16 protein-coding genes are annotated in these 24,782 nt (G+C 75.3%); 5 read left to right on the top strand and 11 right to left on the bottom strand.

What is annotated here, in order from left to right; translation table 11 throughout:
* Positions 1-2: 2 nt before the first annotated feature.
* A complete protein-coding gene (locus ABZ261_RS17275; RefSeq protein ID WP_356859903.1) occupies positions 3-260 on the top strand; it encodes a chorismate mutase in 258 nt (85 codons plus the stop codon).
* Positions 261-783: 523 nt separating this feature from the next.
* Here ABZ261_RS17275 and ABZ261_RS17270 read toward each other — a convergent pair.
* The 4 genes from ABZ261_RS17270 to ABZ261_RS17255 form a co-directional block, all read right to left on the bottom strand.
* A complete protein-coding gene (locus ABZ261_RS17270; RefSeq protein ID WP_356859901.1) occupies positions 784-2,562 on the bottom strand; it encodes a GMC family oxidoreductase in 1,779 nt (592 codons plus the stop codon).
* A gap of 146 nt (positions 2,563-2,708) precedes the next feature.
* Complete coding sequence (locus tag ABZ261_RS17265) at positions 2,709-4,322, bottom strand: succinic semialdehyde dehydrogenase (RefSeq protein ID WP_356859899.1); 1,614 nt, start codon at positions 4,320-4,322, stop codon at positions 2,709-2,711.
* 127 nt (positions 4,323-4,449) lie between these two features.
* The gene (locus ABZ261_RS17260) at positions 4,450-5,403 is read right to left on the bottom strand and encodes a serine/threonine-protein kinase (protein ID WP_356859897.1); all 954 of its coding nucleotides are present in this window, start codon (positions 5,401-5,403) and stop codon (positions 4,450-4,452) included.
* Between the two features lie 45 nt (positions 5,404-5,448).
* Positions 5,449-6,351, bottom strand: coding sequence for an MBL fold metallo-hydrolase (locus ABZ261_RS17255; protein ID WP_356859895.1), 903 nt, complete (start codon positions 6,349-6,351; stop codon positions 5,449-5,451).
* Positions 6,352-6,421: 70 nt separating this feature from the next.
* On the opposite strand from ABZ261_RS17255, the gene ABZ261_RS17250 reads away from it, so the two are divergent.
* Entirely contained in the window at positions 6,422-7,333 is a 912-nt protein-coding gene (locus ABZ261_RS17250; RefSeq protein WP_356859893.1) for an AraC family transcriptional regulator, read from the top strand.
* Here ABZ261_RS17250 and ABZ261_RS17245 read toward each other — a convergent pair.
* From ABZ261_RS17245 to ABZ261_RS17225, 5 genes are all read right to left on the bottom strand, one after another.
* Complete coding sequence (locus ABZ261_RS17245; RefSeq protein WP_356859891.1) at positions 7,320-8,897, bottom strand: serine/threonine-protein kinase; 1,578 nt, start codon at positions 8,895-8,897, stop codon at positions 7,320-7,322. The two genes, ABZ261_RS17250 and ABZ261_RS17245, sit on opposite strands and share 14 nt — an antisense overlap.
* 460 nt (positions 8,898-9,357) lie before the next feature.
* Positions 9,358-11,067 (bottom strand): serine/threonine-protein kinase, encoded by a 1,710-nt coding sequence (locus tag ABZ261_RS17240; RefSeq protein WP_356859889.1) that lies wholly within the window; start codon positions 11,065-11,067, stop codon positions 9,358-9,360.
* Between the two features lie 278 nt (positions 11,068-11,345).
* Positions 11,346-13,091, bottom strand: coding sequence for a serine/threonine-protein kinase (locus ABZ261_RS17235; protein WP_356859951.1), 1,746 nt, complete (start codon positions 13,089-13,091; stop codon positions 11,346-11,348).
* 161 nt (positions 13,092-13,252) lie between these two features.
* Positions 13,253-15,922 (bottom strand): protein kinase, encoded by a 2,670-nt coding sequence (locus ABZ261_RS17230; protein WP_356859887.1) that lies wholly within the window; start codon positions 15,920-15,922, stop codon positions 13,253-13,255.
* 162 nt (positions 15,923-16,084) lie between these two features.
* The gene (locus ABZ261_RS17225) at positions 16,085-18,112 is read right to left on the bottom strand and encodes a protein kinase (protein ID WP_356859885.1); all 2,028 of its coding nucleotides are present in this window, start codon (positions 18,110-18,112) and stop codon (positions 16,085-16,087) included.
* Between the two features lie 171 nt (positions 18,113-18,283).
* On the opposite strand from ABZ261_RS17225, the gene ABZ261_RS17220 reads away from it, so the two are divergent.
* On the top strand, positions 18,284-19,357 hold the full coding sequence (locus ABZ261_RS17220; RefSeq protein WP_356859883.1) for a serine hydrolase domain-containing protein: 1,074 nt from the start codon (positions 18,284-18,286) through the stop codon (positions 19,355-19,357).
* Positions 19,358-19,590: 233 nt separating this feature from the next.
* On the opposite strand, the gene ABZ261_RS17215 is transcribed toward ABZ261_RS17220, so the two are convergent.
* Positions 19,591-21,297 carry a glycerol-3-phosphate dehydrogenase/oxidase gene (locus ABZ261_RS17215; protein WP_356859881.1) on the bottom strand — a complete coding sequence of 569 codons (1,707 nt, stop codon included), beginning with the start codon at positions 21,295-21,297 and terminating at the stop codon, positions 19,591-19,593.
* Between the two features lie 277 nt (positions 21,298-21,574).
* Here ABZ261_RS17215 and ABZ261_RS17210 point away from each other — a divergent pair, with 277 nt between their 5' ends.
* A complete protein-coding gene (locus tag ABZ261_RS17210; RefSeq protein ID WP_356859879.1) occupies positions 21,575-22,783 on the top strand; it encodes a nucleotide sugar dehydrogenase in 1,209 nt (402 codons plus the stop codon).
* A 199-nt stretch (positions 22,784-22,982) separates the two neighbouring features.
* Positions 22,983-23,525, top strand: a complete 543-nt coding sequence (locus ABZ261_RS17205; RefSeq protein WP_356859877.1) for a hypothetical protein — start codon at positions 22,983-22,985, stop codon at positions 23,523-23,525.
* Between the two features lie 66 nt (positions 23,526-23,591).
* Here ABZ261_RS17205 and ABZ261_RS17200 read toward each other — a convergent pair whose 3' ends face one another.
* Positions 23,592-24,716, bottom strand: a complete 1,125-nt coding sequence (locus ABZ261_RS17200; RefSeq protein WP_356859875.1) for a GuaB3 family IMP dehydrogenase-related protein — start codon at positions 24,714-24,716, stop codon at positions 23,592-23,594.
* Between the last annotated feature and the right edge of the window lie 66 nt (positions 24,717-24,782).

Raw genomic sequence — 24,782 nt, 5'->3', positions numbered from 1 at the left:
GCATGACCACCGCCACACCGGAACAGACCATCGCCGACGCCCGTGAGCGCATCGACGCGCTCGACGACCGGATCATCGGCCTCGTCCAGGAGCGGATGGCCGTCTCCACCGTCGTGCAGCAGACCCGGATCGCCTCCGGCGGGCGGCGGCTGCACCTCTCGCGGGAGATGGAGATCCTCGACCGCTACCGGCAGGCCCTGGGCAGGCCGGGCACGGCCCTCGCGATGACGCTGCTGGAGCTGTGCCGGGGCCGCGTCTGACTCCGGCGCCGCTGTCACCCGTACGGCGCGTGACCGGCCGCGTCCCGCGTCGTTGAGGGAGGTGTCCGTGCCAGCCAGGGGCGGGCCCGACGAAACCACGCGTGGCTCGCTGGAGCGATGAGGCGTACGGGTCGTGCCGTAGCCGTGGGACCTCGCTCCAGGGATGTGACCGGACGGCAGGGGACAGCGGCCCGGTCACCCGAGAGAACGGCCGGCTCCGGGGACGCCCGGGGCCGGCCGCCGGACGTTCGCGCCCGCCGCACGCCGACGCGGTCCGCCCCGGCCCCCCGAGGACACCCGGCGCCGCCGCGACGGGCGCCGTCTGCGATGTCACCGCCCGCGATGTCGCCGTCCGCGATGTCGCCGCCCGCCCCGGGGCCCCGGCTCCGTGACGCACGTCACAGGGAATGTCCGGGCGCCCGGAGCAACCCTTCGCTCGTCTCCCTGATCGAACTTCCCGTATCGGCGACGGCCGGGGGGACCTGCCTTCGGAGGGGGACGCAGGTCCCTCCCGCCGTTCCGGTCACTTCTCCGGCGGCACCGCCGGCATCCCGAGGAACGGCAGCCGCAGCGCGCCGAACGCGTCCGCCGGGACCGCCGGGGCCTTCGGCTCCACCGGCTGGAGCCGCCGGTACGCGGCTTGCTGCGCCGGCCGCGGGTCCTCCTCGCCCTTGTTCGGCCAGAACGACATCGCCCGCTCGGCCTGGGCGGTGATCGTCAGCGAGGGGTTCACGCCCAGGTTCGCGGAGACCGCGGCGCCGTCCACCACCGAGATGCCGGGGTGGCCGTAGAGGCGGTGGTACGGGTCGATCACGCCGGTGTCCGGGGAGTCGCCGATGGGGCAGCCGCCGAGGAAGTGCGCGGTGAGCGGGGTGCCCATCAGCTCGCCGACGTTGCTGCCGGCGAAGCCGCCTATCTCGGCGGCGAGCGCGGAGGCCGCCTCGGTCGCGGCCCTGATCTGCTTGGGGTTGGGCGAGCCGTGCCCCTGCCGGGCGGTGAGCAGCCCCTTGCCGAGCCCGCCGGGCTTCAGGTACGTGGTCAGCGAGTTGTCCAGGGACTGCATGACCAGGCCGATGATGGTCCGCTCCGACCAGCGCCGGTTGGACAGCGAGCGGGCGACCAGCAGCGGGTGCCGGGCGGCGTTCGCCAGCCAGGCGAGGACGCGCGAGGAGCCCTCCGCGTACGGCACCTGGAGGATCGACAGGCTGCCCATCGCGTTGGAGCCCCTGCCGTAGCGGACGGGCTCGATGTGGGTGTTCTCGTCGGGGTGGACCGAGGAGGTGATGGCGACGCCCCGGGTGAAGTCGGCCCTCGGCGCGCCGGTCGCCCTGCGGTAGCGGCGGTCGTCGGTCTGCGCGCCGACCAGCGCCTCGGAGTTGGTGCGGGTCAGATGGCCGAGCCTGGGGGACAGCAGGGGCAGCAGGCCGCCTGCCTTCATGCGGTGCAGCAGCGTCTGGGTGCCGTAGGTGCCGGCCGCGAGGACGACCCTGCGGGCGGTGAGGACACGGCCCCCGCCCTTCTTCCGCCGGTCGGTCGGCAGGGTCGTGACCGCGTAGCCGCCCCGTGAGTCGTCGGTGACGGACACGACCGTCGTCATGGGGTGGACCACGGCGCCCGCCTTCTCGGCGAGGTACAGGTAGTTCTCGTTGAGGGTGTTCTTCGCGCCGTGCCGGCAGCCGGTCATGCACTCGCCGCACTCCTTGCAGGCGTTCCGGTCGGGGCCGGCGCCGCCGAAGTACGGGTCCGCCACCCGTTCGCCCGGCGCCGCCTTCGCCTTCCCGTCGGCGTCCTCGCCGTCGCCGAAGAACACGCCGACCGGAGCGAGGTGGAAGGTGTCGCCGAAGCCCAGACGCCGGGCCGCCGCCCGCAGATGGACGTCGGAGGCGGTCATGGTGGGGTTGAGCCGGACGCCGAGCATGCGCCGGGCCTGGTCGTAGTACGGCCGCAGCTCCTCCTGCCAGTCGGTGATGTCACGCCACTGGGGGTCGTCGAAGAAGGCCTTCGGCGGCACGTACAGGGTGTTGGCGTAGTTGAGCGAGCCGCCGCCGACCCCCGCGCCGGCCAGCACCATGACGTCGCCCAGCAGGTGGATGCGCTGGATGCCGTACAGGCCCAGTCGCGGGGCCCAGAGGTAGTTCTTCAGGTCCCAGGAGGTCTTCGGGAGGGTGGCGCGGGTGAAGCGGCGGCCGGCTTCCAGGACGCCCACCCGGTAGCCCTTCTCGGTGAGGCGGAGGGCCGCCACCGAGCCGCCGAATCCCGATCCGACCACGATGACGTCGTAGTCGTAAGCGTCCTGCGGCACGGGGGCCTCCTCGTCGGGTGTCGCCTGCGGGTCGTCGGTGGGTCTGCCGCGCTCACGCGGCGCGGCCGCACGGGGATCGCGGCCCGCGCCCCTCAGCCGGTCACCTGAACCGGAAGGCCTCCATCAGCTGAACCGGAAGGTCTTCGTCAGCTGAACCGGAGGGCCTTCATCAGCTTGAGGCTCGTGGTCATGAGAGCGGCGTACTTCTCGTCGGTCATGCCCAGGGAGGGCGCCATCGGCAGCAGCCGCTGGTGGGCCACCGTCTGGGCCTCCGTGTACTTGAGGATGCCCTCGGAGCCGTGGCGGCGGCCCAGGCCGGAGTCCTTCATGCCGCCCATCGGGGACTGGACGCTGCCGTAGGCGGGGGCGTACCCCTCGTTGACGTTGACCGTGCCGGTGCGCAGGCGGGCGGCGATGTCCAGGCCGCGGCGGGCGCTGCCCGTCCAGACGGACGCGTTGAGGCCGTACGGTGTGGCGTTGGCGCGCTCGACCGCCTCGTCGTCGGTGGTGAAGCGGTGGACGGAGACGACCGGGCCGAAGGTCTCCTCCCCGCACACGGCCATGGAGTCGTCGACGCCGTCGAGGACGGTGGGCTCGAAGAAGAAGGGGCCCACGTCGGGGCGGGCCACCCCGCCCGCAAGCACCCTCGCGCCCTTGGCGACGGCATCCTGCACATGCCGTTCGACGGTCTTCAGCTGCCGTTCCCCGGCCAGCGAGCCCATGTCGGCGCCGTAGGCGAGGAAGGCGCCGAGCCGCATGGCCCGGGTGCGGGAGGTGAAGCGCTCCAGGAAGGCGTCGGCGATCGACTCGTGGACGTAGAGCCGCTCGATGGAGATGCACAGCTGGCCGGCGGAGGAGAAGCAGGCGCGGACGGCGCCGGCGGCGGCCTTCTCGACGTCGGCGTCGTCCAGCACCAGCATGGCGTTCTTGCCGCCGAGTTCGAGGGAGGCGCCGATCAGGCGGGCGGCGGCGCCGACGGCGACCTCGCGGCCGGTGCGGGTGGAGCCGGTGAAGGAGACGTAGTCGGCGTGGGCGACCAGCTCGGGGCCGACGACCGGCCCCTCGCCGAGGACGACCTGGAAGACGCCGTCGGGCAGCCCGGCCTCGATGAGCAGGTCGCGCGCCCACAGGGCGGTGAGGCAGGTCTCCGTGTCCGGCTTCATCACCACGGCGTTGCCGGCGGCGAAGGCGGGCAGGGCGTCGCCGACGGACAGCTCCAGCGGGTAGTTCCAGGGGGCGATCTGGCCCACGACCCCGCGGGGGTGGCGCAGTTCGACGGTCCTGGTGAGGCCCGGCACGGCGCCCGCGTGCCGCCTGGGCCGGAGATACGTCGCGGCCCGGCGGCCGTAGTGGCGGGCCGCGACGGCGACGGCCTGCACCTCCTCGTGCGCGTGCAGGCGGGCCTTGCCGGTCTCCAGCTGGACCAGGTCGAGGACCTCGGCCTGCCGCTCCAGCAGCAGGTCGTGGAAGCGCAGCAGAACGGCGGCCCGCCGCCGCACCGGGGTCCTCGCCCACGCGGCCTGCGCCGCGCGGGCCGCCTCGAAGGCCCCCCGGACGTCCTCGGGGGTGGACTCGGGCAGGTCGGCCAGCTTCTCACCGGTGAAGGGGGTGTGGCCGGCGGTGCGGCCGGAGCCGGCGACGCCCTTGGTGAGCCGGGCCACCAGCTCCGGGGTGACCACGTCGGCGGCCGTGCGGACGCCTGCGGGGGCGGGCGCATGCGGGTTGGTGCCGGCGGTCTCCGGGGCCTGCGTGTCCGTCATGACGCGCAGGGTATGCCGCGGCGGGCACTTTGTGTACCCGTCGGTAACGAGGATTCACCGGCCGCCCGCACCCCGCCAGTGGTCACTGGCGGTGAAGTGGCTGATCAGGGCGTGGACGAGACGGTGGTCAGTCGGCTCCGGACTTTCTCGCGAGGAGGAGGCCCAGGGCGGTGAGGGGGGTGCGGGCGCGGCGGGGGGCCGGCTCCGGTGCCGGGCCGCCGGGCGGGGGCGCTGGTTCCGGTTCAGGCCGTGCCGCCGCGGGTTCCGGTCCCGGCCCGGATCCCGGGCCCGCGGCGGGCCCCGGCGCCGGCGCCGGTTCCGGTTCCGGTTCCGGTTCCGGGGCCAGGCCCAGGTAGTCGCGGAGTACGGCGGCGACCTCCGCTGCGTCCGGCCGAGCCGCCGGATCGGCGGCGTGCAGCCGGTCCAGCAGCGGGCCCAGCGGGCCGGGGTCCGCATCGCCCAGGGCGGCGCGCAGCAGCGCGCCCAGGGACCACAGGTCGGAGGCCGGGCCGGCGCCGGGGCCCGCCGCCCGCTCGGGGGCGACGAACCCGGCCGGCGACTCCTCCGCGTGCCCGTCGCCGATGGCGAAGTCGGTGAGGACGACCCTCCCGGTGCCGGTCTCCAGCAGCACGTTGGCCGGTTTGACGTCCCGGTGCACGATGCCGACGGCGTGGGCGGCGCGCAGCGCGCCGAGCACCGCGAGCCCGACGCGGGCCGCCTCGGCGGGCGGCAGCGGCCCGCGCCGCAGCACCTCGCGCAGGGACTCGCCCGCCACCAGTTCCATGACGATCCACGGCACTCCGTCCTCGGCGACGACGTCGTGGACCGTCACGGCGGAGGGGTGCCGCACCCGGGTGGCGGCGCGGGCCTCCCGGTAGAGCCGGTGGGCGATGCGCCGGCTCTCCTCGTCGGCGGCCGGATCGCCGGGCAGCAGCGGCTCCTTGACGGCGACCGGGCCCAGGCCCTGTTCGTCGCGGGCGTGCCACACGGTTCCGGTCGGCCCGGACCCGAGGCGTCCGGTCAGCCGGTACCGGCCGCCGATCAGACGTGCGCCGGGCGGGTGTTCGCCGTCTTGGGTCATGCCACATGAGTACCCCGCACACCACGCCGTTGTCGAAGCGGGCGGTCAGACGGCCCACCGGTGCAGGCGGAAACCGTGCGCCGCCGCGCGCACCTCCACCGCACCGGCCCCGCCGAAGTGCGCCGGGACCACCAACGCCCGCTCCTCGGCGGCGCGTTCCAGGACGCGCCACCGGGTCCGGGCGGCCTGCGCCGGGTCGAGGCAGAAGCAGCTGTTGCACTCGGGCCGCAGGATCTGCACCGGGCTGTGCACCAAGTCCCCGACGAAAACCGCCCGTTCACCGCGCGAGGCGACGTGCAGGACCGAGGAGCCGGGGGTGTGCCCGGGGGCGGATTCCAGCACCAGGTGCTCGTCGATCCGGTAGGTGCTGTCCCAGAGCTCGGCCAGTCCGGCCCGGTGCACGGGCGCGACGCTGTCCTCGTAGACCAGCCGGTCGAGGGGGCGCGCGCCGCCCGCGTAGCCGCCCGCCGGCCCGAAGTGGCGGTCGTCGGCGGCCGGCAGGAGATAGCGGGCGCGGGGGAACGCCGGCGCCCACTCACCGCCGGCGTCCACGGTGTTCCAGCCGACGTGGTCGGCGTGCAGATGGGTGTTGACGACGACGTCGACGTCCCGGGGGCGGATCCCCGCCCGCTCCAGCCGGCGCAGGAAGTCGCCCTGCCGCCGGTGGAAGAGCGGATTGCCGGGCCGCTCCCGGCCGTCGCCGACCCCCGTGTCGACCAGTACGGTCCGCCCGCCGGAGCGCAGCACCCAGGTCTGGAGCGCCACCACGGCCCGGTCGCCGCCCTCTTCCCGGTGGTCGGGGACGAGCTGCGCCTCGTGGGCGTCCCACACCTCCGGGCCGCACTCCGGGACCAGGGTGGCCGCGGGCACGTACGGCCCCTGCCACTCGACGATGCGGAGCACCTCGACGTCACCGATCAGGAAACTCTGTACGCGGTCATCGGTCATATCGGCAGCCTAGGAACCGGAGTTGAGCATCCCAATGCTTTTCCTGCTCGTTCGCATACGCTGACGTCTCATGGATGTGGTGAGCGATGCGATCTCCGCGGTCCGGGTGGGCAGCCCCTCCTCCAGCCGGCTCCGGGTGGGCGGCGCCTGGTGCGTCCGGCTGGCTCCGTACGAGGGCGCGGGCTTCCACGTGGTGCTGAGCGGCGCCTGCGTGCTCGTGCCGGACGGGGGCGGCGACCCGGTGGCCCTCGGTCCGGGGGACGTGGTGCTGCTCCCGCACGGCGCCGGGCACGTGCTGGCGCACGCGGCGGCGAGCCCCGACGAGGTGCGGCGGGCGGTGCCCTTCGCGGAGGTGCGGGACACGGACGTACGGCGTCCGGGACCCGGGCACGGGGTGGAACTGCTGTGCGGCAAGTACCGTCTCGACCGCAGCCGCACCCATCCGCTGATGGCGGAGCTGCCGCAGGTGGTGCATCTGCCGCACCGGGCCGGCGGCCACGCCGAACTGCGCGCCGCCGTCGACCTGCTGGCCCGCGAACTGGACGGACACCGCCCGGGCGGCTGCCTCGCCCTGCCGAGCCTGCTGGACCTCCTGCTGGTCTACCTGGTCCGGGCCTGGATGGCGGAGGCGGCGACCGGCGCCTGGCCCGCGGTGCTCAGCGACCCGGTGACCACGGCCGCCCTGCGCGCCCTGCACTCCGATCCGGCGGCCCCCTGGACGGCCGGCCGGCTGGCCGCCGAGGCGGGCGTCTCCCGCGCCACCCTCGCCCGCCGCTTCACCGCCCTGGTCGGCCGGCCCCCGATGGCGTACCTCACCTGGTGGCGGCTGACCCTGGCGGCGACCCGGCTGCGCGAGACGGACGCGCCGCTCGCCGCGGTGGCGCGGGAGACGGGGTACGGCAGCCCGTACGCCCTCTCGCACGCGTTCAGCCGGGAGTTCGGGATCACTCCGGGCCGGTACCGCGCCCTCAGGGCTCGGTGATCTCCAGGTTGGCGATCGCCGCCCTCGCCACCGCACGGCCGCGGGCGGTGAAGTCGCCCTTGCCCGGGTAGCCGACGGCCAGTTCGTACATGTCCCCGGCCTTGGTGCGGTAGTAGAAGATCCGCAGTTCGCGGGGGCGGGTGGGCAGGTCGACGGTCGGATGGACGACCGTGTTCGCGGCGGCCTGCCGGCCGTGGTAGGTGGTGTCCGCGTCCGGGACCGTCCGGGTGGCCCTGCCCATGCGCAGGTCGTAGTCGCCCTGGCTCTTGAACTTCTCGTTGTCGTCGTACATCTGGGCCCGGGCGCTGGACCTGATCCGGTTCAGGGAGTCCTCCGCCCTGCGGTCCAGGTGCAGGCGGATCCAGACGCTGCCGCTCCAGTCCCAGTACGTCACCCAGTTCCGGTCCCTGTCGTCCTTGTCCGGCCGGACGACCTGGTAGCCCTCGGGGACGGCGAGGGTGGCGCCCAGCCTCGCCTCCCGCCGCTTCGCCCAGCCGTCGGGCAGCGGGCCCGCGAACGGGTCGGCGAGCACGGCGTACGCCGTCACGGCCGCCGCGAGCGCCGCCACGCCGGCGCCCAGCAGGGCGAGGCGGCCCCGGCGGCGGGGGCGGGCGCCCTGGGGCGAGGAGGGCGCGGACGCGGCGGGCGCCGGCGGGGGTACGGCGGGTGCGGGTGCGGGTCCGGCGGGTGCGGGTGCGACCGGCGCTACGGGTGCGGGTGCGGGTGCGGGGGGCGCCGGGGGGTTCGCCGCCTCCTGCAGCAGGGCGCGGACCCGGTCCGCCGCCGGGCGGTGCGCGGGGTCCTTGCGCAGCAGGCCGTCGACGACCGCGGCCAGCGGGCCGGTCGCGGACGCGGGCGGGGCCGGGGTGGCGTTGAGGACGGACTGGAGGGTGGCCGGGGTGTTGCTGCGGCGGAACGGCGACACGCCCTCCGTGGCCGTGTAGAGGACCACGCCCAGGGACCACAGGTCGCTCGCCGGGCCGGGCCGCTGCCCGAGCACCCGCTCCGGGGCGATGAACTCGGGCGAGCCGACGAAGCCGCCGGTGTCCGTGAGCCGCGGGTCGCCCTCGATCTGCGCGATGCCGAAGTCGGTGAGCACGACCCGGTCGTGCCGGCCCAGCAGGATGTTGTCGGGTTTCACGTCCCGGTGCAGGACGCCCGCGGCGTGCGCCGCCTCCAGCGCGCCGAGCACCTGGAGGCCGATCCGGGCCGCCTCGCGCGCGTCCAGCGTGCCGTCCCGCAGCACGCTGCCGAGGGAGGGGCCGTGCACCAGCTCCATCACGATCCACGGCCGGCCGTCGACGACCGCGACGTCGTGCACGCGCACGACCGCGGGGTGGTCCAGGCGGGCCGCAGCGCGGGCCTCGCGGCGCATGCGCTCGAAGGCGTTGGCCCGTTCGGTCTCGGAGAGGTGGTCCGGGACGCGGGGCTCCTTCACCGCGACCTCGCGGTCCACCCACTCGTCCCGGGCCCGCCACACGGTGCCCATGCCGCCGTGCCCCAGCTTGGCGAGCAGCCGGTACCGGCCGGCGACGAGCCGCCCTCCACCCGTCCCCGCGCCCACGGCCCCGCCGCCCGACGCCGTACCCGGCGCGCCGCCCTCCGGGGCCGGCCCGGCGTGGTCCCGCCCACCGGGCGACCCGTCGGCCGGGGACGCTTCCTGCCCTCCCGACTCCCCGCCGGGCGGGACCGCCACCGGGTGGGCCCGTCCCCCCGGAGCCCCATCGGCCTGCGTGGGCACCGGGTGAGGCTGCCCGCCGGGTGCTCCACCCGCCTGCGTGGGCACCGGGTGAGGCTGCCCGCCGGGTGCTCCACCCGCCGGGGAGGGCGCCGCGGGGGACTGCTCGCCCGGCGACCCGTCCGCGGGGGACGGCGCCGGGCGGGTCCGCGCGGGCGGCCGCGGATTCGGCGGCTGCAGAAGGAAACTCGTCGTGTCGTCGGCCTCGTGGCCGGCTCCCCCGTCGGTGCGCATGCCTCATCTCTACCGTGCGCCCGGCGCCCCAGCCACAGCGGGGGCGAACCGGTCACACACCCGTGACCGAGAAGGTGTCGACCGCCACGTCGAAGTACTCCCGCGCCTCCCGTACCTTGCCGACCGGCGCGGAGACCCACACGTCGTACAGCCGGCCGGCCTCCTCCCAGCACAGGTCGAAGGTGTGCCGCGGGCCCTCCGCCGCGCTGAAGCCGTCCCAGGTGAACTCCCACAGCGCGGCCGGGTGCCCGCGGTGCGTGGCGGGGGTGACCCGGCCGTCGTGGTAACCGGGATTGGTCGAGGGGCCGCCGGCGGCCGACCGGTGCATCGCCTCCTGCGGGCCGCCCAGCGGGGGTTCGCCGATCCGCACGCCCAGGCGGAAGGCGCCGCCCGGCGAGAGGTAGAAGACCCGCTGGTCCTGCCGGCTGCGGGTGAAGCCCTCCGGCACGGCGAGGGAGAAGCCGGCCGGGTCCCGGGCCGTGCGGTAACCGGAGGGCGCGGTGGGGGAGGCGGAGGCGGTCGGGCGGGGCGCGGTGGGCGCAGGGGCCGGCCGCGTCCCGGTCGCCGTCGGGGAGGGGGACGCGTTCCCCGCGCCCCCCGTACCGGTGCGTGTCGCCGGGGACGTCGCCGTCCCGCCCGGCCGGCCGCCGCCCCCGCCCCCGTCCCGGTGCAGCAGCAGCGCCGCGGCCGACACGCCCGCCCCGGCGAGCGCGGCGACGAGCAGCGCCGCGATCAGCACCCCGCGCGGGGAGGACCGGGCGGGGGGCGGCACGGCGGGCGGCCCGGGCGGGGCCGAGCGCGGGACGTCCCGCTGGGTCGGCGTGTACGGCGCGGGGGCCTTCGGCGCGCGGCCGGCCCCGATCCGGTGGATGCGCCCGATGCCGTGCGCGCCGCCCGCCGTGCCGGGGCCGCCCGGCGCGGCCGGTGTCCGGCCCGTCTCCAGGTAGGCCCGCAGCATCCGTTCGGCGTCCGCCGCGCCCAGCCGCCGGTCCGGGTCGCGTTCCAGCAGCCCCCGTACGACGGGCAGCAGCGGGTCGGCCTCGGCCGGCGGGCGGATGTCGTCGGCGACGACGGCGTGCAGGATGCCGCCGAGGGAGTCCCGGTGGAACGGCGACTCGCCGCTGAGCACCGTGCACAGCAGCGCGCCCACCGACCACAGGTCGGACTCCGGCCCGGTGCGCAGCCCGGACATCCGCTCCGGCGCGGTGTATTCGGGCGAGCCGACGAAGGAGCCGGTCTCGGTGAGCGTGGTGGCGCCCGCGACCTGCGCGATCCCGAAGTCGGTGAGCACCACCCGGTCGGTGCCGGACTCGATCAGGACGTTCGCGGGCTTGATGTCGCGGTGCAGCACCCCCGCCTCGTGCGCGGTGCGCACCGCGCTCAGCAGGGCGACGCCGATCCGGGCGGCCTCGGCGGTGTCGACGGGGCCGTGCCGGGCGATCCGGTCGGCGAGCGACCCGCCGTCGATCAACTCCATCACCAGGTAGGGACGTTCGTCCTGCTCCACCACGTCGTGCACGACGATGATGTGCGGGTGCCGCAACTGGCAGACCGCGCGGGCCTCGCGGAAGGTGCGGTCACGGAGGCGGCGTGCGTCGTCGTCCGTGAGCGCGTCGTCCGGGAGCAGCTCCTTGACCGCCACCAGCCGGCCCAGCATCTGGTCGGTCGCCCGCCACACGACGCCCATGCCGCCGCGCCCGACGCGTTCCTCCAGGCGGTAACGGCCCGCGATCAGCCGGAATCCGGCTCCCTCGGTCCCCATGCGCCCCATCATGCCGCACCGCGGGCACGCCCTCCGGGGCGCCGACCGGCCAAGCCGGTGCCGCATCCCGCCTGTTTCGGCCGACTCCGGCCGCGCTCGCGCCAAATTCGGCCCGCTTCGGGCTCTCCGGCGGTCCGGGCTCCCGCGGTTCCGCCCCGCGCCCGTCCGCGCTCGGCCCGCGCCCGGTCCGCGCTCGGCCCGCGTCCGGCGCGCGTCCGGTCCTGCCCGGCTCGCGTCCGGCGCGCGTCCGGCCCGACGCGCGGCGGGATCCCGCCGGTTCAGCCCGCGTCCGGCTCCCGCCAGCTCTGCAGCACCCAGGTGAACTGCCTGCTGGTCGCCGGCCAGTCGCCGGCCGGGGAGGACATGTAGATGGCGTACTCGGTGCCCTGGCGCGACAGGTACGTCTCCTCGATCGCGCGGCGCGGTCCGGGGGCGTAGGGCGGGTCCTGCTTCAACGCGGTCCAGGTGTACTCCCACACGGAACCCTTGCGGTCGCGGTAGGTGTTCTCCTTCATGGTCACGCGGCGGTAGTCGACCAGCCGCTGCAACTGCTGCTCCAGGTCCCGCTGGTGCAGGTGCGCGTCGGCGAAGTCCGGTGAACTGTCGATGGCGATGCGGACGAAGTGCTTGCCGTCGTCGGGCGTGTAGTCGATCTGCTTCAGATCGCCGTCGATGCCGTACACCTTGCGCTTCCAGCCCGGCGGCAGGGACAGGCTGAACCCCAGCGGGTCCTGGTGGGTCTCCCAGTCGTCGGGGACCGTGCCCGCGGACCCGGTGGTGGGGCTGCTGCTCCCGGTCGGCGTCGGGTGCACACCGCCGCTCGTCCCGCCGTCCTGCGCCGTCCCGGTCCACTGCTGGACCGCGACCGCCGCGCCACCGCCGAGCAGCGCCGCGAAGGCGACGACCAGCGCGAGCGTGCGCAGCCGCCGCCGGGGGCGGGGCCGTCCGGCGGGCGCCCCGGGGGCCGCCTGCGGCGCGGTCGGCACGCCCGCGGTGGGCGCCACCGCCGTCGGCCCGGTCGCGGACCGTGCGAAGCCCGCGCCGTGCCCGGCGCCGACCGCTGCCGTGCCGTGACCGCCGTACCCGGCCTGCGCGGGCGGGCCCGCGTACCCGGCTACGGCGGCCGGGCCGGCGTGGCCCGCGCCGTGGCCGCCGGCCGGGTGCGCGCCCGGGCCCTGGGGCGGGGCGCACGCCGGGGCCGGGTGCGGCGCGCGGCCCTCCGCGGCCTCGGCGAGCATCCGCTCCGCCTCCTCCGCGCCCGGCCGCTGCGCCGGGTCCTTGCGCAGCAGCGCGGCGATGACCGGCCCGAGCGGACCGGCGTGGCGGGGCTCCTCGGCCTCCTCCTCGACGACCGCCTGCATGGTGCTGAGCGGCGAGGTGCGCCGGAACGGCGAGCGGCCCTCGACGGCCGCGTACAGCGTCGCGCCGAGCGCCCACAGGTCCGAGGACGGGCCGGGGTCGTGGCCGCGGACCCGCTCGGGGGCGAGGAAGTCGACCGAGCCGACGACCTCTCCGGTCCGGGTGATGGTGGAGTCGCCCTCGATCTGGGCGATCCCGAAGTCGGTGAGCAGCACCCGGCCGTCCGCGCCGAGGAGGACGTTGCCGGGCTTGACGTCCCGGTGCAGCACCCCGGCGGAGTGCGCGGCGCGCAGCGCCCGCAGCACCCACAGGCCGATCCGCGCGGCCTCCGTCGGCTCGACGCGGCCCCGCTCCTTGATCGTGTCGGCCAGCGAGTCGCCCTCGACCAGCTCCATCACGATCCAGGGGCGGCCGTCGTGTTCGAGGACGTCGTGCACGGTGACGACGGCGGAGTGGTTGATGCGCGCGGCGGCGCGGGCCTCGGCCCGGGTCCGCGCCAGCAGGACGGCCCGGTCGCTGTCGGAGACGTAGAGCGCCGCGGTCAGTTCCTTGACGGCGACCTTCCGGTGCAGCACCTCGTCGTGGGCGCGCCACACCCGGCCCATGCCGCCGCTGCCGATGGAGTCGGCGAGCCGGTAGCGGCCCGCGATGAGCAGGCCCTGCATCTGATTCACGTTGCCCCGCAATGCTCTTGACAAGGTCAGACTAAGGACCGGCCCGCGTCCAGGGAACCAGCGGGGTGCCAAGGAAACCGCACTGTGACGATGGTCATTTCCGCGCGAGAACGGGAACCGAACGGCGGTGCCCCGGACGGCGCACGCGGCGCTCAACCGGTGTAGCGGTACGTCGCCACGGCCTGCTCGTACAGCCGCGTCACCTCGTCCCTCTCGGCCTCCGGACCGCGCACCTGCACGATGTGGTAACGGCCGTTCAGCAGCAGTGCCATGTTCCGCACGTACCGGTCCCGCCCCCGCCCGTCGGTCCAGGTGAACTGCCCCTCGGCCATGGTCCGTCCGCCGACCTCGGTGGTGCGCAGGCCGGTCGCGGTGGACCAGCTGGAGTCCCGGTACGGCTGGAGTTCGCGCTCCTTCTCGCGCTGGTAGACCATCGGATCGCCGCCGTACGAGGAGGCGCCGTCCCTCCCCGGCACGACGATCAGCTCGAAGCTCCCGTGCGCGTACACCACTTGGCCGCTGCCGTTGCGCGGGGTGCGGACCCAGCCCTTGGCGACGGCGACCTGGAAGCCGTCGGGGTCCTTGCGCAGGGTGAAACCGCCGGGGACGGCGGGGTCGCCGCCGGTCTGCGTCTCGGCCGCGGGCGCGGAGGCGCCGCCGTCCGGTACGCCCTGCGTGGCGGAGGGCTGCCGGGTGTGCGACGGCGCGGGGCTCGTCTGCCCGGCGGCGCCCGCACGGTCGTCCGCTCCCCGCTGTCCGGGGCCGCCCTGCTTCGGCATGAACAGCATCGCGTACGCGATCGCGCCGGCCAGCAGGAGCAGTATCAGCAGCAGCAGGGTGCGGCCGAGGCTGCGCGGGGAACGGGCGCCCTCCCGCTTGTGCTGGCCGTGCGCGGAGGCCGCGGGCAGACCGGAGCGGCGCCGGCGCACCAGTTCGCCGCGGCGCCGGACGATCGGCAGCCGGCTCGGGTCGGCGGGCGGCACGGGGATCACATGGGCGCCGGCGTCCGGCTCGGGCGCGGAGCGCACCAGCGACCGCAGCCAGCCGCTCAGCTCCTCCACGTCCGGCCGCTCGGTGGGGTCCTGACGCAGCAGCGACTCCACGACCGGACGCAGCGGGCCGCACTCCTCGGCGAAGGCGGGCGGTTCGGCGCACACCAGCTGGACCAGCTCGGCCGTCGACTCCTCCGGGTACGGCGCGTGCCCCTGCACGGCCCGGAACAGCAGCGCGCCCAGCGCCCAGAGGTCGGTGGCCGGGCCGATCGGCGCCGCCAGCTGCCAGTTCTCGTGCACGGGACCGGCCTGCTCCGGCGCCCACCGCTCGGTCACCGGTCCCACGACGGTCATCCGCACCTGGCGCGCCCGCTCGGCGGCCAGCGCGGTGCCGGGCCCGCGCCGTACGGCGCCGTCCTCGTCCCAGCGGCCCGCCGGGCCGGCGGGGGTCCCGGCGAACCGCCCGGAAGGGGGCACCGGCTCGTCCCGCAGGCCGTGCGCCCCGCCCGGCCCGTGTCCCCGCCCGTCGTCCGCGCCGTACTCCTGCACCGGTCCGGACGCCGGTCGCGGGCGCCCCGGGGGCAGCTCCGGGTGCGGTCCGCCGCCCGGGGCCGGGGCGGTGCCGCCGGTCCCGGTGCGCGGCGCCGCGCCGTGCCACGGGGCGCCGCGCACCCCGTAGGGGTCGGCTATCCGGCCGGGCGGGGGCGCAGTGCCCTCCTGAGCGGGATACGGCGGCCGCGCCGCGCCGTCGGCCGGGCCCGCACCGGCGTCGCCCCCGGCGGGCGGACGGGCTCCGGGCAGGGCGGCGCGACTGCTCTGCCGGGTCTCCTGCACCCGGGCGGCGGCGCGGGCGCCCGCGCGGTACGCGGCGATCGCCCCGGCGCGGGCGGCCCGCACGTCCGTGCCGCTCTCCAGGGCCCACTGCTGCCCCGGCCCGGCCGCGGGGTCCGGCAGGCCGCCGGCCGCGCGCGCCTGGATGGCAGCCCGGCGCGCGGCCTCCGGATCGACGTCGGGATCGATGTCGGGATCGATGTCGGGATCGACGTCGGCGGCCGGACCGCCGGCCGGGCCGGGCCCGTCGGCCGCCTCGGGAACGCCCGCGTCACGGCCGGTCCCCAGAGCCCCGCCGGGGGCCGCGCCGGGCCCCTGCGGGCCACCCGGTCCGCGTCCGGCGCCCGGCTCGCCCGCAGGGCCCTCCCCCGGCCCGTCCGGAGCCGGCACCGGGTCGTATCCGCACAGCGCCTCCTCCGCCGCGCCGACCGCGAGCCCGGTCAGCATCACGCGGCCGTCGTCGCAGACGAGGACCGTACGGGCGGTGACGTTGCGATGCACCCAGCCGTGGGCGTGCAGCACCCGGAGCGCCATCAGCACGTCGGAGGCGACCTCGGCCGCCCGGTAGGGCGTCAGCGGGTTCTCCGCGAGCAGGGCGGCCAGCGGGCGCGCGGCCACCAGCTCGCTCACAATCCACAGCGACCCGCCCTCGGCGAACACGTCGAAGACCTGGTCCAGACGCGGGTGGTCGGGGACGCGGGCCGCAGCCTGCACGGCCTCGACGGCCCGCCGCACCGCCGGGTCGGACGGCTGCCGGGTGGCGGCCCCGGCCTCCGGCGCCCGGCGGGACCCCCGCTCGCGTGCGGTGAAGCCTTCGGGCAGGCCCTCCGCGTCGAGCACCTCCGCCTCGACGACCTCCGGCAGCGGAACCTGACGGACGAGCACTTCCTGCCCGCTGTAGGTGTCGAAGGCGCGGGACTCGGTGAGTTCGTACTCCTCGGACGGCGGCAGCGGCAGGCGGTAGCGGCCGGCGAGCACCCGACCCGCGTAGTCGTCCACTTGGCCTCCCCCGGTCGCCCGTCGGTCACACCCGTTCGCCTCACGGCACGTTTCGCACACGCATGCGGCTGCGTACGGTCCGCGACCCCTCACGATACGTGCCGGAGGCAACCCGCATTGAGCGGATGACGGATTCTCACGGACCGAACCGGCGGCCGGCGGCTACGACGTGGGCCGGAAGGACTCCGTCAGCGTCTTCCACGTGTCCTTGCGCAGGTCGCCGTTCCAGTCGGCGTCCTTCGCGGTGTACATCAGCGCGTGGCCGAGGCGGTCGTTCACCACGAAGCCCCGGTCGATGGTGTGGAACCTGGTGCCGCCGTCGACGTAGGTGAACTCCCAGTCGGCCGTGTTCCAGCCGCGGTAGTCCACCTTCTCGATGCGGATCTTCCGGTACTGGGGGCGCACCATGGAGCGCTCCTGGTTCCTCCAGTCCGCCACCGGGTCGCCCTTGGGCGTGCCGGTCCAGGCGACGAGCAGCTTCTGCCCGTCCGGCCCGGTGTAGCGGTCTCCGGCGCTGTCGGTGGACCGGTACGACCACCCCTTGGGCAGTCCGATGGAGTACCCCTGGCTGCCCTTGTGGGTCGAGACCGCCGGGGCGCGCCCGCCCTTCCCGGAACCGGACGAACCCGAGTCGCCCGAGTCGTCGGAGTCGCCGGAGCCGTCGGCGGACCGGCTCGCGTCGTCGTCGGCCGAGGCGCCGGCACCGGTGCCGGGGGCCGGCGAGCTCGCCCCGTCGGTCCGGGTGCCGGCGTCCGGGCCGCCGCCGGTCTCCTTGTCCTGACCGCCGGACGCACGGGCGCCGGCGCTGGCCGCGGGCCCGGCGCCGTCCTTCCTGCCGCCCTTGCCGTCGTCGCCGTCCAGCACGAGGGCCAGCACGGTGCCGAGCACGGCGAGGACGGCCACCACGGCGATGACCACCAGGGTGCGCTTCGGCACCACGTCGGTCAGCGGCGCCTTCGGCACCGGCCGGGGCGGCAGGTCCAGGTCCGGCGGCGGCACCACGGGCCAGCCGGAACGCGGCTTCTCCGTACCGGAGGCAGGACCGGCGCCGGGGCGGGAGGCCGCGTCCGCCGGCTTCCCGGCCGGTGCTCCGCTCCCCGGTCCCGCGGCGGCGGGCTCCACCCCGCCGGTTCCCGGCGACGCCGTCCCGCTCGCGCTCTTCGGCCGCGCCGCGGCCGCCGCGGTGGCCGCTCCGGCCGCCTTGCGGACCGAGCGCAGCGCGCCGCGCAGCTTGTCCGCGGTCTCCTCGCCCCGCTTGCCTTCGGGCGCGTCCGGCTGCGCCGGCAGCGGAACCACCCGCGTGGCGTCCATCGCCTCCGGCTCGGGCGCGTTGATCACCGCGTTGAGCATGGCCCGGGCCCCGGCGTCGTCGAGCCGCTTGGCCGGGTCCTTGTTCAGCAGGCCGTAGATGACGTCCCGCAGCGGCCCCGCGTGCTTCGGCTCCTCCAGGGGCTCGGTCATCACCGCGGTCAGCGTGGCGATCGCCGAACCCTTGTCGTAGGGCGGCACTCCTTCGACCGCCGCGTAGAGCAGGCCGCCGAGCGACCACAGGTCGGCCGCGGGCCCGGGCTTGTGGCCGCGGGCGCGCTCCGGGGAGATGTAGGAGGGCGCGCCGACGAGCATGCCGGTGGAGGTGATGGACGGGTCGCCCTCGACCTGCGCGATGCCGAAGTCGGTGAGCACCACCCGGCCGTCCTCGGCGATCAGCACGTTGGACGGCTTCACGTCCCGGTGCAGGATGCCCTCGCGGTGCGCGGAGCGCAGCACGTCGAGGATGGCGAGCCCCACCTCGGCGGCGCGCTTCGGCTTCAACAGGCCGTCCTCGCGGATGACCTCGGCGAGGGACTTGCCCTCGACCAGCTCCATCACGATCCACGGCCGGTCGTCCTCGTCGACCACGTCGTAGACCGTCACCGCGCTGTTGTTGCGGATCCGGGCGATCGCCTTGGCCTCGCGCAGGGTGCGCGTGATCAGGCGCCGCTTCTCCTCCTCGTCGATGTTCGACGGGAACCGCAGCTCCTTGACGGCGACCGTCCGGCCCAGGGTCTCGTCCTCGGCGCGCCAGACCGTGCCCATGCCGCCGCGGCCCAGCACGTCTCCCAGCCGGTACCGCCCGGCGAGGAGACGCCGCTCGCTCTTGTCCTGACGAGTCTCCTGACGAGATGTCCCCGCCCGCTCCGCCTCCGACATGCGTCCCCTCATACAACCCGCCCTGACAGAGCCTCCATTGTCTCTCACCCGGCAAGTGCCCGTCGCCCAGGGTGCCTCTGGCGCGGACCCGCCCCGCGCACCCCGGCGGCCGCCGTGGACGAGCCGTCCTCCCTTACCGGGATGATGGGTCGTAAGAAGGGAGGAACCGGGATGCCGACGCTTCGGACACTCCTGTCCATACCGGTGTCGCTGGCGCTGCTGCTCACCCCGGCGGCATCCGGCGACACCTCGACGGCCGCCGCCTCGGAGGCGGTCCTGCCGCTCCTGGTCGCCGACGGCGGGGCGCCCGCCGCGGCCCTCCTGGTCCAAGACGCGGACGGCCGGGTGCGGTACGCGGCGGCCGGACGGGGCATCGGCCGCGCCGACCGCTTCCGCGCCGGCAGCGTCACCAAGACCCTCGTCGCGACGGTCGTGCTCCAACTGGCCGCGGAGCACCGGCTCTCCCTGTCCGACACCGTGGAGCGGCATCTGCCGGGCCTGCTCCGCGGGCGCGGGGTCGACGGCCGGCGCATCACCCTGCGGGCCCTGCTCACCCACACCAGCGGGCTGGCCGACTTCACGGAAGTCACGCGGGGCACCGTGCCCGTGACACCCCTTCAGGCCGTGCGCATCGCCCTCGCCCTCCCTCCGCGGCCTGCGGGCCGCCCCGGCAGCCCCGGGCGGCCTGGTCGGCCTTCCTACTCCAACACCAACTACGTCGTGCTCGGCCTGGTCGTCCGTCAGGTCACCGGTCGCTCCTACGCCGAGGAGGCCGAGCGCCGCATCATCGCTCCGCTGGGTCTGACGGGCACCTCCTTTCCCGGGTCCCGCAGGTCGCTGCCCTCACCGCACGGCCGCGCCTACGCCGCCGACGGTTCCGACGTCACCGAACTCGACCCCCGCGTGGCCGGGGCGGCGGGTGAGCTGGTGACCACGCTGGCCGATCTGGACCGCTTCTACGCGGCCCTGCTCGGCGGCCGGCTGCTGCCCCCGCACTGGCTGCGCGAGATGCTCGACACCCGTGCCGCACACGGCTTGTACGGCATGGGCCTGTTTCCGGTGAAGCTGCCGTGCGGCACCACCGTGTGGGGGCACAACGGCCGGATATCCGGGAGCTACGTGCGCAGCGCAGCCACCGCCGACGGCCGCCGTGTCCTCACCTTCCGGGTGAACACGGACGCGATCGCAGACCCCCGCCTCGAACCGGCCCTGCTCGCCGCCGAGTTCTGCCCCCGCACCCGGTAGAACGGCCGGGCCCCGGTCGCAGATCCCACCCGAGGGTCACTCGTCCGAGTGAACCGGCACCGGGACCGCAGGCCCGCGGCTGCCGCGGAGACCCGCGGTGGCCTGCGGCGACCCGCGGTGGCCTGCGGCGACCCGCGGTGGCCTGCGGCGCCCGCAGCTCACCACGGTGTTCACCGCGGTCACGGGCGCCACCAGCACTCTGCCGACCGGGGTCCACCACGCTCCGCGACGGCCTACAGCGGCACGATGTCCGGCGCTCCCAGCCGGGCCGCGTCGGCCGTCTGGTCGTCGGGCTGGAGCTGGGACTCGCGCTCCGCCTCCACCCGCTTCTCGTAGTGCCGGACCTCGCGCTCGATCTGGTCCTCGTCCCAGCCGAGGACCGGCGCCATCAGCTCGGCCGCCTCCCGGGCGCTGCGCGTGCCCCGGTCGAAGGTCTCGAAGGAGATGCGGGTGCGGCGGGTGAGCACGTCGTCCAGGTGCCGGGCGCCCTCGTGCGAGGCGGCGTAGACCACCTCGGCGCGCAGGTAGTCGTCGGCGGCCTGCAGCGGTTCGCCGAGCGCGGGGTCGGCGGCGACGAGGTCCAGGACCTCCTCGGCCAGGGAGCCGTACCGGTTCAGCAGGTGTTCGACACGGACCACGTGGAGTCCGGTCCGGGCGGCTGTCCGCGCCCGCGCGTTCCACATCGCCTGGTAGCCCTCCGCGCCGAGCAGCGCGGTCTCCTCCGTCACGCAGTCGGCGACGCGCATGTCGAGGCCGTGCACCGCCTCGTCGACCGCGTCCTTCGCCATCACCCGGTAGGTGGTGTACTTGCCGCCCGCCACGACCACCAGACCCGGCACCGGGTGGGCGACCGTGTGCTCGCGCGACAGCTTGCTCGTGGCGTCGGACTCTCCGGCCAGCAGCGGCCGCAGCCCGGCGTACACGCCCTCCACGTCGTCGCGGGTGAGCGGCACGGCGAGCACCGAGTTGACGTGCTCCAGCAGGTAGTCGATGTCGGCGCTGGACGCGGCCGGGTGGGCCTTGTCGAGGTCCCACGCGGTGTCGGTGGTGCCGATGATCCAGTGCCGCCCCCAGGGTATGACGAAGAGGACGGACTTCTCGGTGCGCAGGATCAGGCCGGTGGTGGAGTGGACGCGGTCCTTGGGCACGACCAGGTGGATGCCCTTCGAGGCGCGGACGTGGAAGCGGCCGCGTTCCCCCACCATGGCCTGCGTGTCGTCCGTCCACACCCCGGTGGCGTTGACGATCTGCCGGGCCCGGATCTCGTACTCCCCGCCGCCCTCCACGTCCCGCACCCGGGCGCCGACGACCCGCTCGCCCTCGCGCAGGAAACCGGTCACGCGCGCCCGGTTGGCGACCTGTGCGCCGTACGACGCCGCGGTGCGCACCAGGGTGGCGACGAAGCGGGCGTCGTCCATCTGGGCGTCGTAGTACTGCAGGGCGCCTACCAGGGCGTCCTTCTTCAGGCAGGGGGCGACGCGCAGGGCGTGACGGCGGGTCAGGTGCCGGTGCACGGGCAGGCCCCGGCCGTGGCCGCGGGCCATGGACATCGCGTCGTAGAGCGCGACGCCCGAGCCGGCGTACAGCCGCTCCCAGCCCCGGTGCTGCAGCGGGTAGAGGAACGGCACCGGTTTGACCAGGTGGGGGGCGAGCCGCTCCAGCAGCAGGCCGCGCTCCTTGAGGGCCTCGCGGACGAGGGCGAAGTCGAGCATCTCCAGATAGCGCAGGCCGCCGTGGATGAGTTTGCTGGACCGGCTGGAGGTGCCGGACGCCCAGTCGCGTGCTTCGACCAGGCCGGTGGAGAGGCCGCGGGTGACCGCGTCGAGTGCGGTGCCGGCGCCGACCACTCCGCCGCCGACCACCAGCACGTCCAGCTCGCGCTCCGCCATCGCCGCCAGTGCCCCGGCGCGCTGCGCCGGCCCCAGAGTCGCTGTCCTCACCGCTGCCTCCCGCTGTCGCCGTGCCCGCGTCGGCCGCACCCGGTGGGCGAAGCCCCGTTCATCCCCTCCTCATGCCCAGATTGTGACCGCCCCGTCCGGCTTCAGCCACCACACGCCGAGCACCTGTGGACAACTCGCGCACATCCCTGCAAGACACACAAACACAATCACACATAACGGTCATATGTGTACCTAGTCTGGCAGGGCACTCGCTCGTCTTGTCCACAGCGGTTGCCCACCTGTCCCGCTTCGGCTACTGGGAAGGACGGCCCACGCCATGCCCGCAGACCTCGCCGTCATCGGACTCGGCCCCTACGGCTTGCCGCTCGCCCAGGCCGCCGTCGCCGCCGGCATCCCCACCGTCGGCTACGCCACCGGCCCCGAGGCCGGCTCGCTCAGCCCCGCCGAGCTGCGCCGGATGCACTTCGCCGGCTTCCGGCCCGGCACCGACCCGGCCCAGCTCGGCCGGGTGCGCACCGCCGTGATCTGCGCGCCCACCCCGCGCGGCGCCGACGGCGGTCACGACCTCGGCCAGGTCGGGGCGGCGGCCCGCACCCTGGCCGAACGGCTCCGCCCGCACACCACGGTCATCCTGGAGTCCCCCGTGCTGCCGGGCACCACGGAGGAGTTCCTGCGGCCGCTGCTGGAGAAGGGCTCGGGCCTGCGCGCCGGCCGCGACTTCCACCTCGCCTACTCCCCCAGCCGCGTCGACCCCGGCAACCGCGACCACATCCCCGCCAGCACCCCCAAGGTCATCGGCGGCCTCACCCCGGCCTGCACCGAGTCGGCCGCCGCCTTCTACGGCCGGCTCACCGACAAGGTGGTCCGCGCCCGCGGGCTGCGCGAGGCGGAGACCGTGCAGCTGCTGGAGACCAACTACCGGCACGTCAACATCGCACTCGTCAACGAGATGGCCGTCCTCTGCCACGAGCTGGGCGTGGACCTGTGGGACGTCATCCGGTGCGCGGAGACCAAGCCCTTCGGCTTCCAGGCGTTCCGGCCGGGCCCGGGCGTCGGCGGGCACGCGGTCCCGCAGGACCTGACCGGGCACGCGACCCGCACCCTGCGCATGGTCGAGCTGGCGCAGCAGGTCAACAACCGCATGCCCCGGTACGTCGTCCAGCGCGCGGCCGCGCTGCTGAACGAGCACGGCAAGTCCGCGCGGGGCGCGCGCGTCCTGCTGCTCGGGGTCACCTACAAGCCCGACCTCGCCGACCAGCAGGGCAGCCCGGCCCAGGAGATCGCCGTGCGGCTGAAGGAGCTGGGCGCGGCCATCAGCTACCACGACCCGTACGTGCCCGCCTGGAGCGTCCTGGACCGTCCGGTGCCGCGCGCGGACTCCCTCTACGAGGCCGCCGCCGACGCCGACCTCACGATCCTCCTCCAGCAGCACCGCACCTACGACCTGCAGGGGCTCTCGGTGAAGGCGCAGCTGCTGCTGGACACGCGGGGGGCCACGCCCACGGGGGCGGCGCACCGGCTCTGAGCGCCGCGGCGGCCGCGCCGCCGCGGCCACGAGGCGGTCACGAACGGAGAACGGCCGGGGGCGTTGTCGTCCCCGGCTGTTAGTCTCCCCGGACTTGCCGGGCGGACGCGTGCGCGTCCGTCACCGCTCGTCGTCGTTCGTCCTTGGTCCGAAGTCGTCTCTCGCATCCAGTTGTGCATCGCACGGGGGGATTCCTGTCATGAGCCAGTCAGCTCCGCCGCCTCAGCCGCAGTCCGGTCCGGCCGGCGGCAATCCGTACGCCGACCAGGCCGCGGCGCCCGCCCCGGCGGCGCCCTACCCGCCGCAGCCGGGCGCCTTCGCCGCCCCGGCCGCCCCGGTCCGCGACAACCTCGTCCTCGGCCTGGCCGCCGCGCTCGTCGCCGCGGTGGCCGCTGCCGCGCTGTACGGCGTCGTCATCGGCTCGACGAAGCACGAGATCGGCTGGGCGGCCGTCGGCGTCGGCTTCGTGACCGGTCTCGCGGCCGGCAAGGCCGGTGGCCGCAACCCCGTCCTGCCGGTCGCCGGCGCCGTCCTCGCGCTCGGCTCGGTCTACGCCGGCCAGCTGGTCGGCGAAGCCATGATCATCGCCGACTACGTCCACGCAGGCTTCTCCGAGGTGTTCTTCGACCACCTCGACCTGGTCCAGGAGGCCTGGAAGAAGGACGCCGACCCGATGACGTTCCTCTTCTTCGCCATCGCCGCCTACGCGGCGTTCACCGGCGCCAGGAAGGCCGCCGCGTAACGCGCCCGCACGGGCAGAAGGGCCCGGCCACCGCGCGGGTGGCCGGGCCCTCGGCGTCGTACGGGGTCAGCGCCGATGCTGGCTGTCCGCCACCGTCACCTCGACCCGCTGGAACTCCTTCAGCTCGCTGTAGCCGGTCGTGGCCATCGCGCGGCGCAGGGCGCCGAAGAAGTTCATGGAGCCGTCGGGGGTGTGCGACGGGCCGGTGAGGATCTCCTCGATCGTGCCGACCGTGCCGAGGTCGACCTTCTTCCCGCGGGGCAGTTCCTCGTTGACCGCCTCCATGCCCCAGTGGTGGCCCTTGCCGGGCGCGTCCGTGCCCCGGGCCAGCGGGGAGCCCATCATCACCGCGTCGGCGCCGCAGGCGATCGCCTTGGGCAGGTCGCCGGACCAGCCGACCCCGCCGTCCGCGATGACGTGCACGTACCGGCCGCCGGACTCGTCCATGTAGTCACGGCGGGCCGCCGCCACGTCGGCGACCGCGGTGGCCATCGGGACCTGGATGCCGAGGACGTTGCGGGTGGTGTGCGCGGCGCCGCCGCCGAAGCCGACCAGGACGCCGGCCGCGCCGGTGCGCATCAGGTGCAGCGCGGCGGTGTACGTGGCGCAGCCGCCGACGATCACCGGGACGTCCAGCTCGTAGATGAACTGCTTCAGGTTCAGCGGCTCGTGCGAGGACGACACGTGCTCGGCCGAGACCGTCGTACCGCGGATGACGAAGATGTCCACGCCCGCGTCCACGACCGCCTTGGAGAACTGCGCGGTGCGCTGCGGGGAGAGCGCGGCCGCGGTGACCACACCGGAGTCGCGCACCTCCTTGATGCGCGCGCCGATCAGCTCCTCCTTGACGGGAGCCGCGTAGATCTCCTGCAGCCGGCGGGTCGCCCGCTCGACGGGCAGCTCGGCGATCTCGTCCAGCAGCGGCTGCGGGTCCTCGTACCGCGTCCACAGGCCCTCGAGGTTCAGCACCCCGAGACCGCCCAGCTCGCCGATGCGGATCGCGGTGGCCGGGGAGACCACGGAGTCCATGGGGGCGGCCAGGAACGGCAGCTCGAAGCGGTAGGCGTCGATCTGCCAGGCGATCGAGACCTCCTTCGGGTCCCGCGTACGGCGGCTGGGGACGACGGCGATGTCGTCGAAGGCGTACGCCCGGCGGCCGCGCTTGCCGCGCCCGATCTCGATCTCAGTCACGTCTTGGCCTTTCCCTGATGCGTTTCAGCGTTGTCCAGTATCGCCGACGGGCACGGCGACGGCGGC

The sequence above is a fragment of the Streptomyces sp. NPDC006193 genome, assembly GCF_040613915.1.
In the GTDB taxonomy this organism is placed as follows: domain Bacteria; phylum Actinomycetota; class Actinomycetes; order Streptomycetales; family Streptomycetaceae; genus Streptomyces.
This window is presented reverse-complemented; position numbering and strand designations above follow the sequence as displayed.

Bases quoted from the DNA above. Each gene is read 5' to 3' on its own strand.
- ABZ261_RS17210 (WP_356859879.1), top strand. From the start codon at position 21,575: ATGCCCGCAGACCTCGCCGTCATCGGACTCGGCCCCTACGGCTTGCCG.
- ABZ261_RS17240 (WP_356859889.1), bottom strand. From the start codon at position 11,067: ATGGGGACCGAGGGAGCCGGATTCCGGCTGATCGCGGGCCGTTACCGC.
- ABZ261_RS17220 (WP_356859883.1), top strand. From the start codon at position 18,284: ATGCCGACGCTTCGGACACTCCTGTCCATACCGGTGTCGCTGGCGCTG.
- ABZ261_RS17235 (WP_356859951.1), bottom strand. From the start codon at position 13,091: ATGCAGGGCCTGCTCATCGCGGGCCGCTACCGGCTCGCCGACTCCATC.
- ABZ261_RS17250 (WP_356859893.1), top strand. From the start codon at position 6,422: ATGGATGTGGTGAGCGATGCGATCTCCGCGGTCCGGGTGGGCAGCCCC.
- ABZ261_RS17275 (WP_356859903.1), top strand. From the start codon at position 3: ATGACCACCGCCACACCGGAACAGACCATCGCCGACGCCCGTGAGCGC.
- ABZ261_RS17265 (WP_356859899.1), bottom strand. From the start codon at position 4,322: ATGACGGACACGCAGGCCCCGGAGACCGCCGGCACCAACCCGCATGCG.
- ABZ261_RS17255 (WP_356859895.1), bottom strand. From the start codon at position 6,351: ATGACCGATGACCGCGTACAGAGTTTCCTGATCGGTGACGTCGAGGTG.
- ABZ261_RS17205 (WP_356859877.1), top strand. From the start codon at position 22,983: ATGAGCCAGTCAGCTCCGCCGCCTCAGCCGCAGTCCGGTCCGGCCGGC.
- ABZ261_RS17260 (WP_356859897.1), bottom strand. From the start codon at position 5,403: ATGACCCAAGACGGCGAACACCCGCCCGGCGCACGTCTGATCGGCGGC.
- ABZ261_RS17225 (WP_356859885.1), bottom strand. From the start codon at position 18,112: ATGTCGGAGGCGGAGCGGGCGGGGACATCTCGTCAGGAGACTCGTCAG.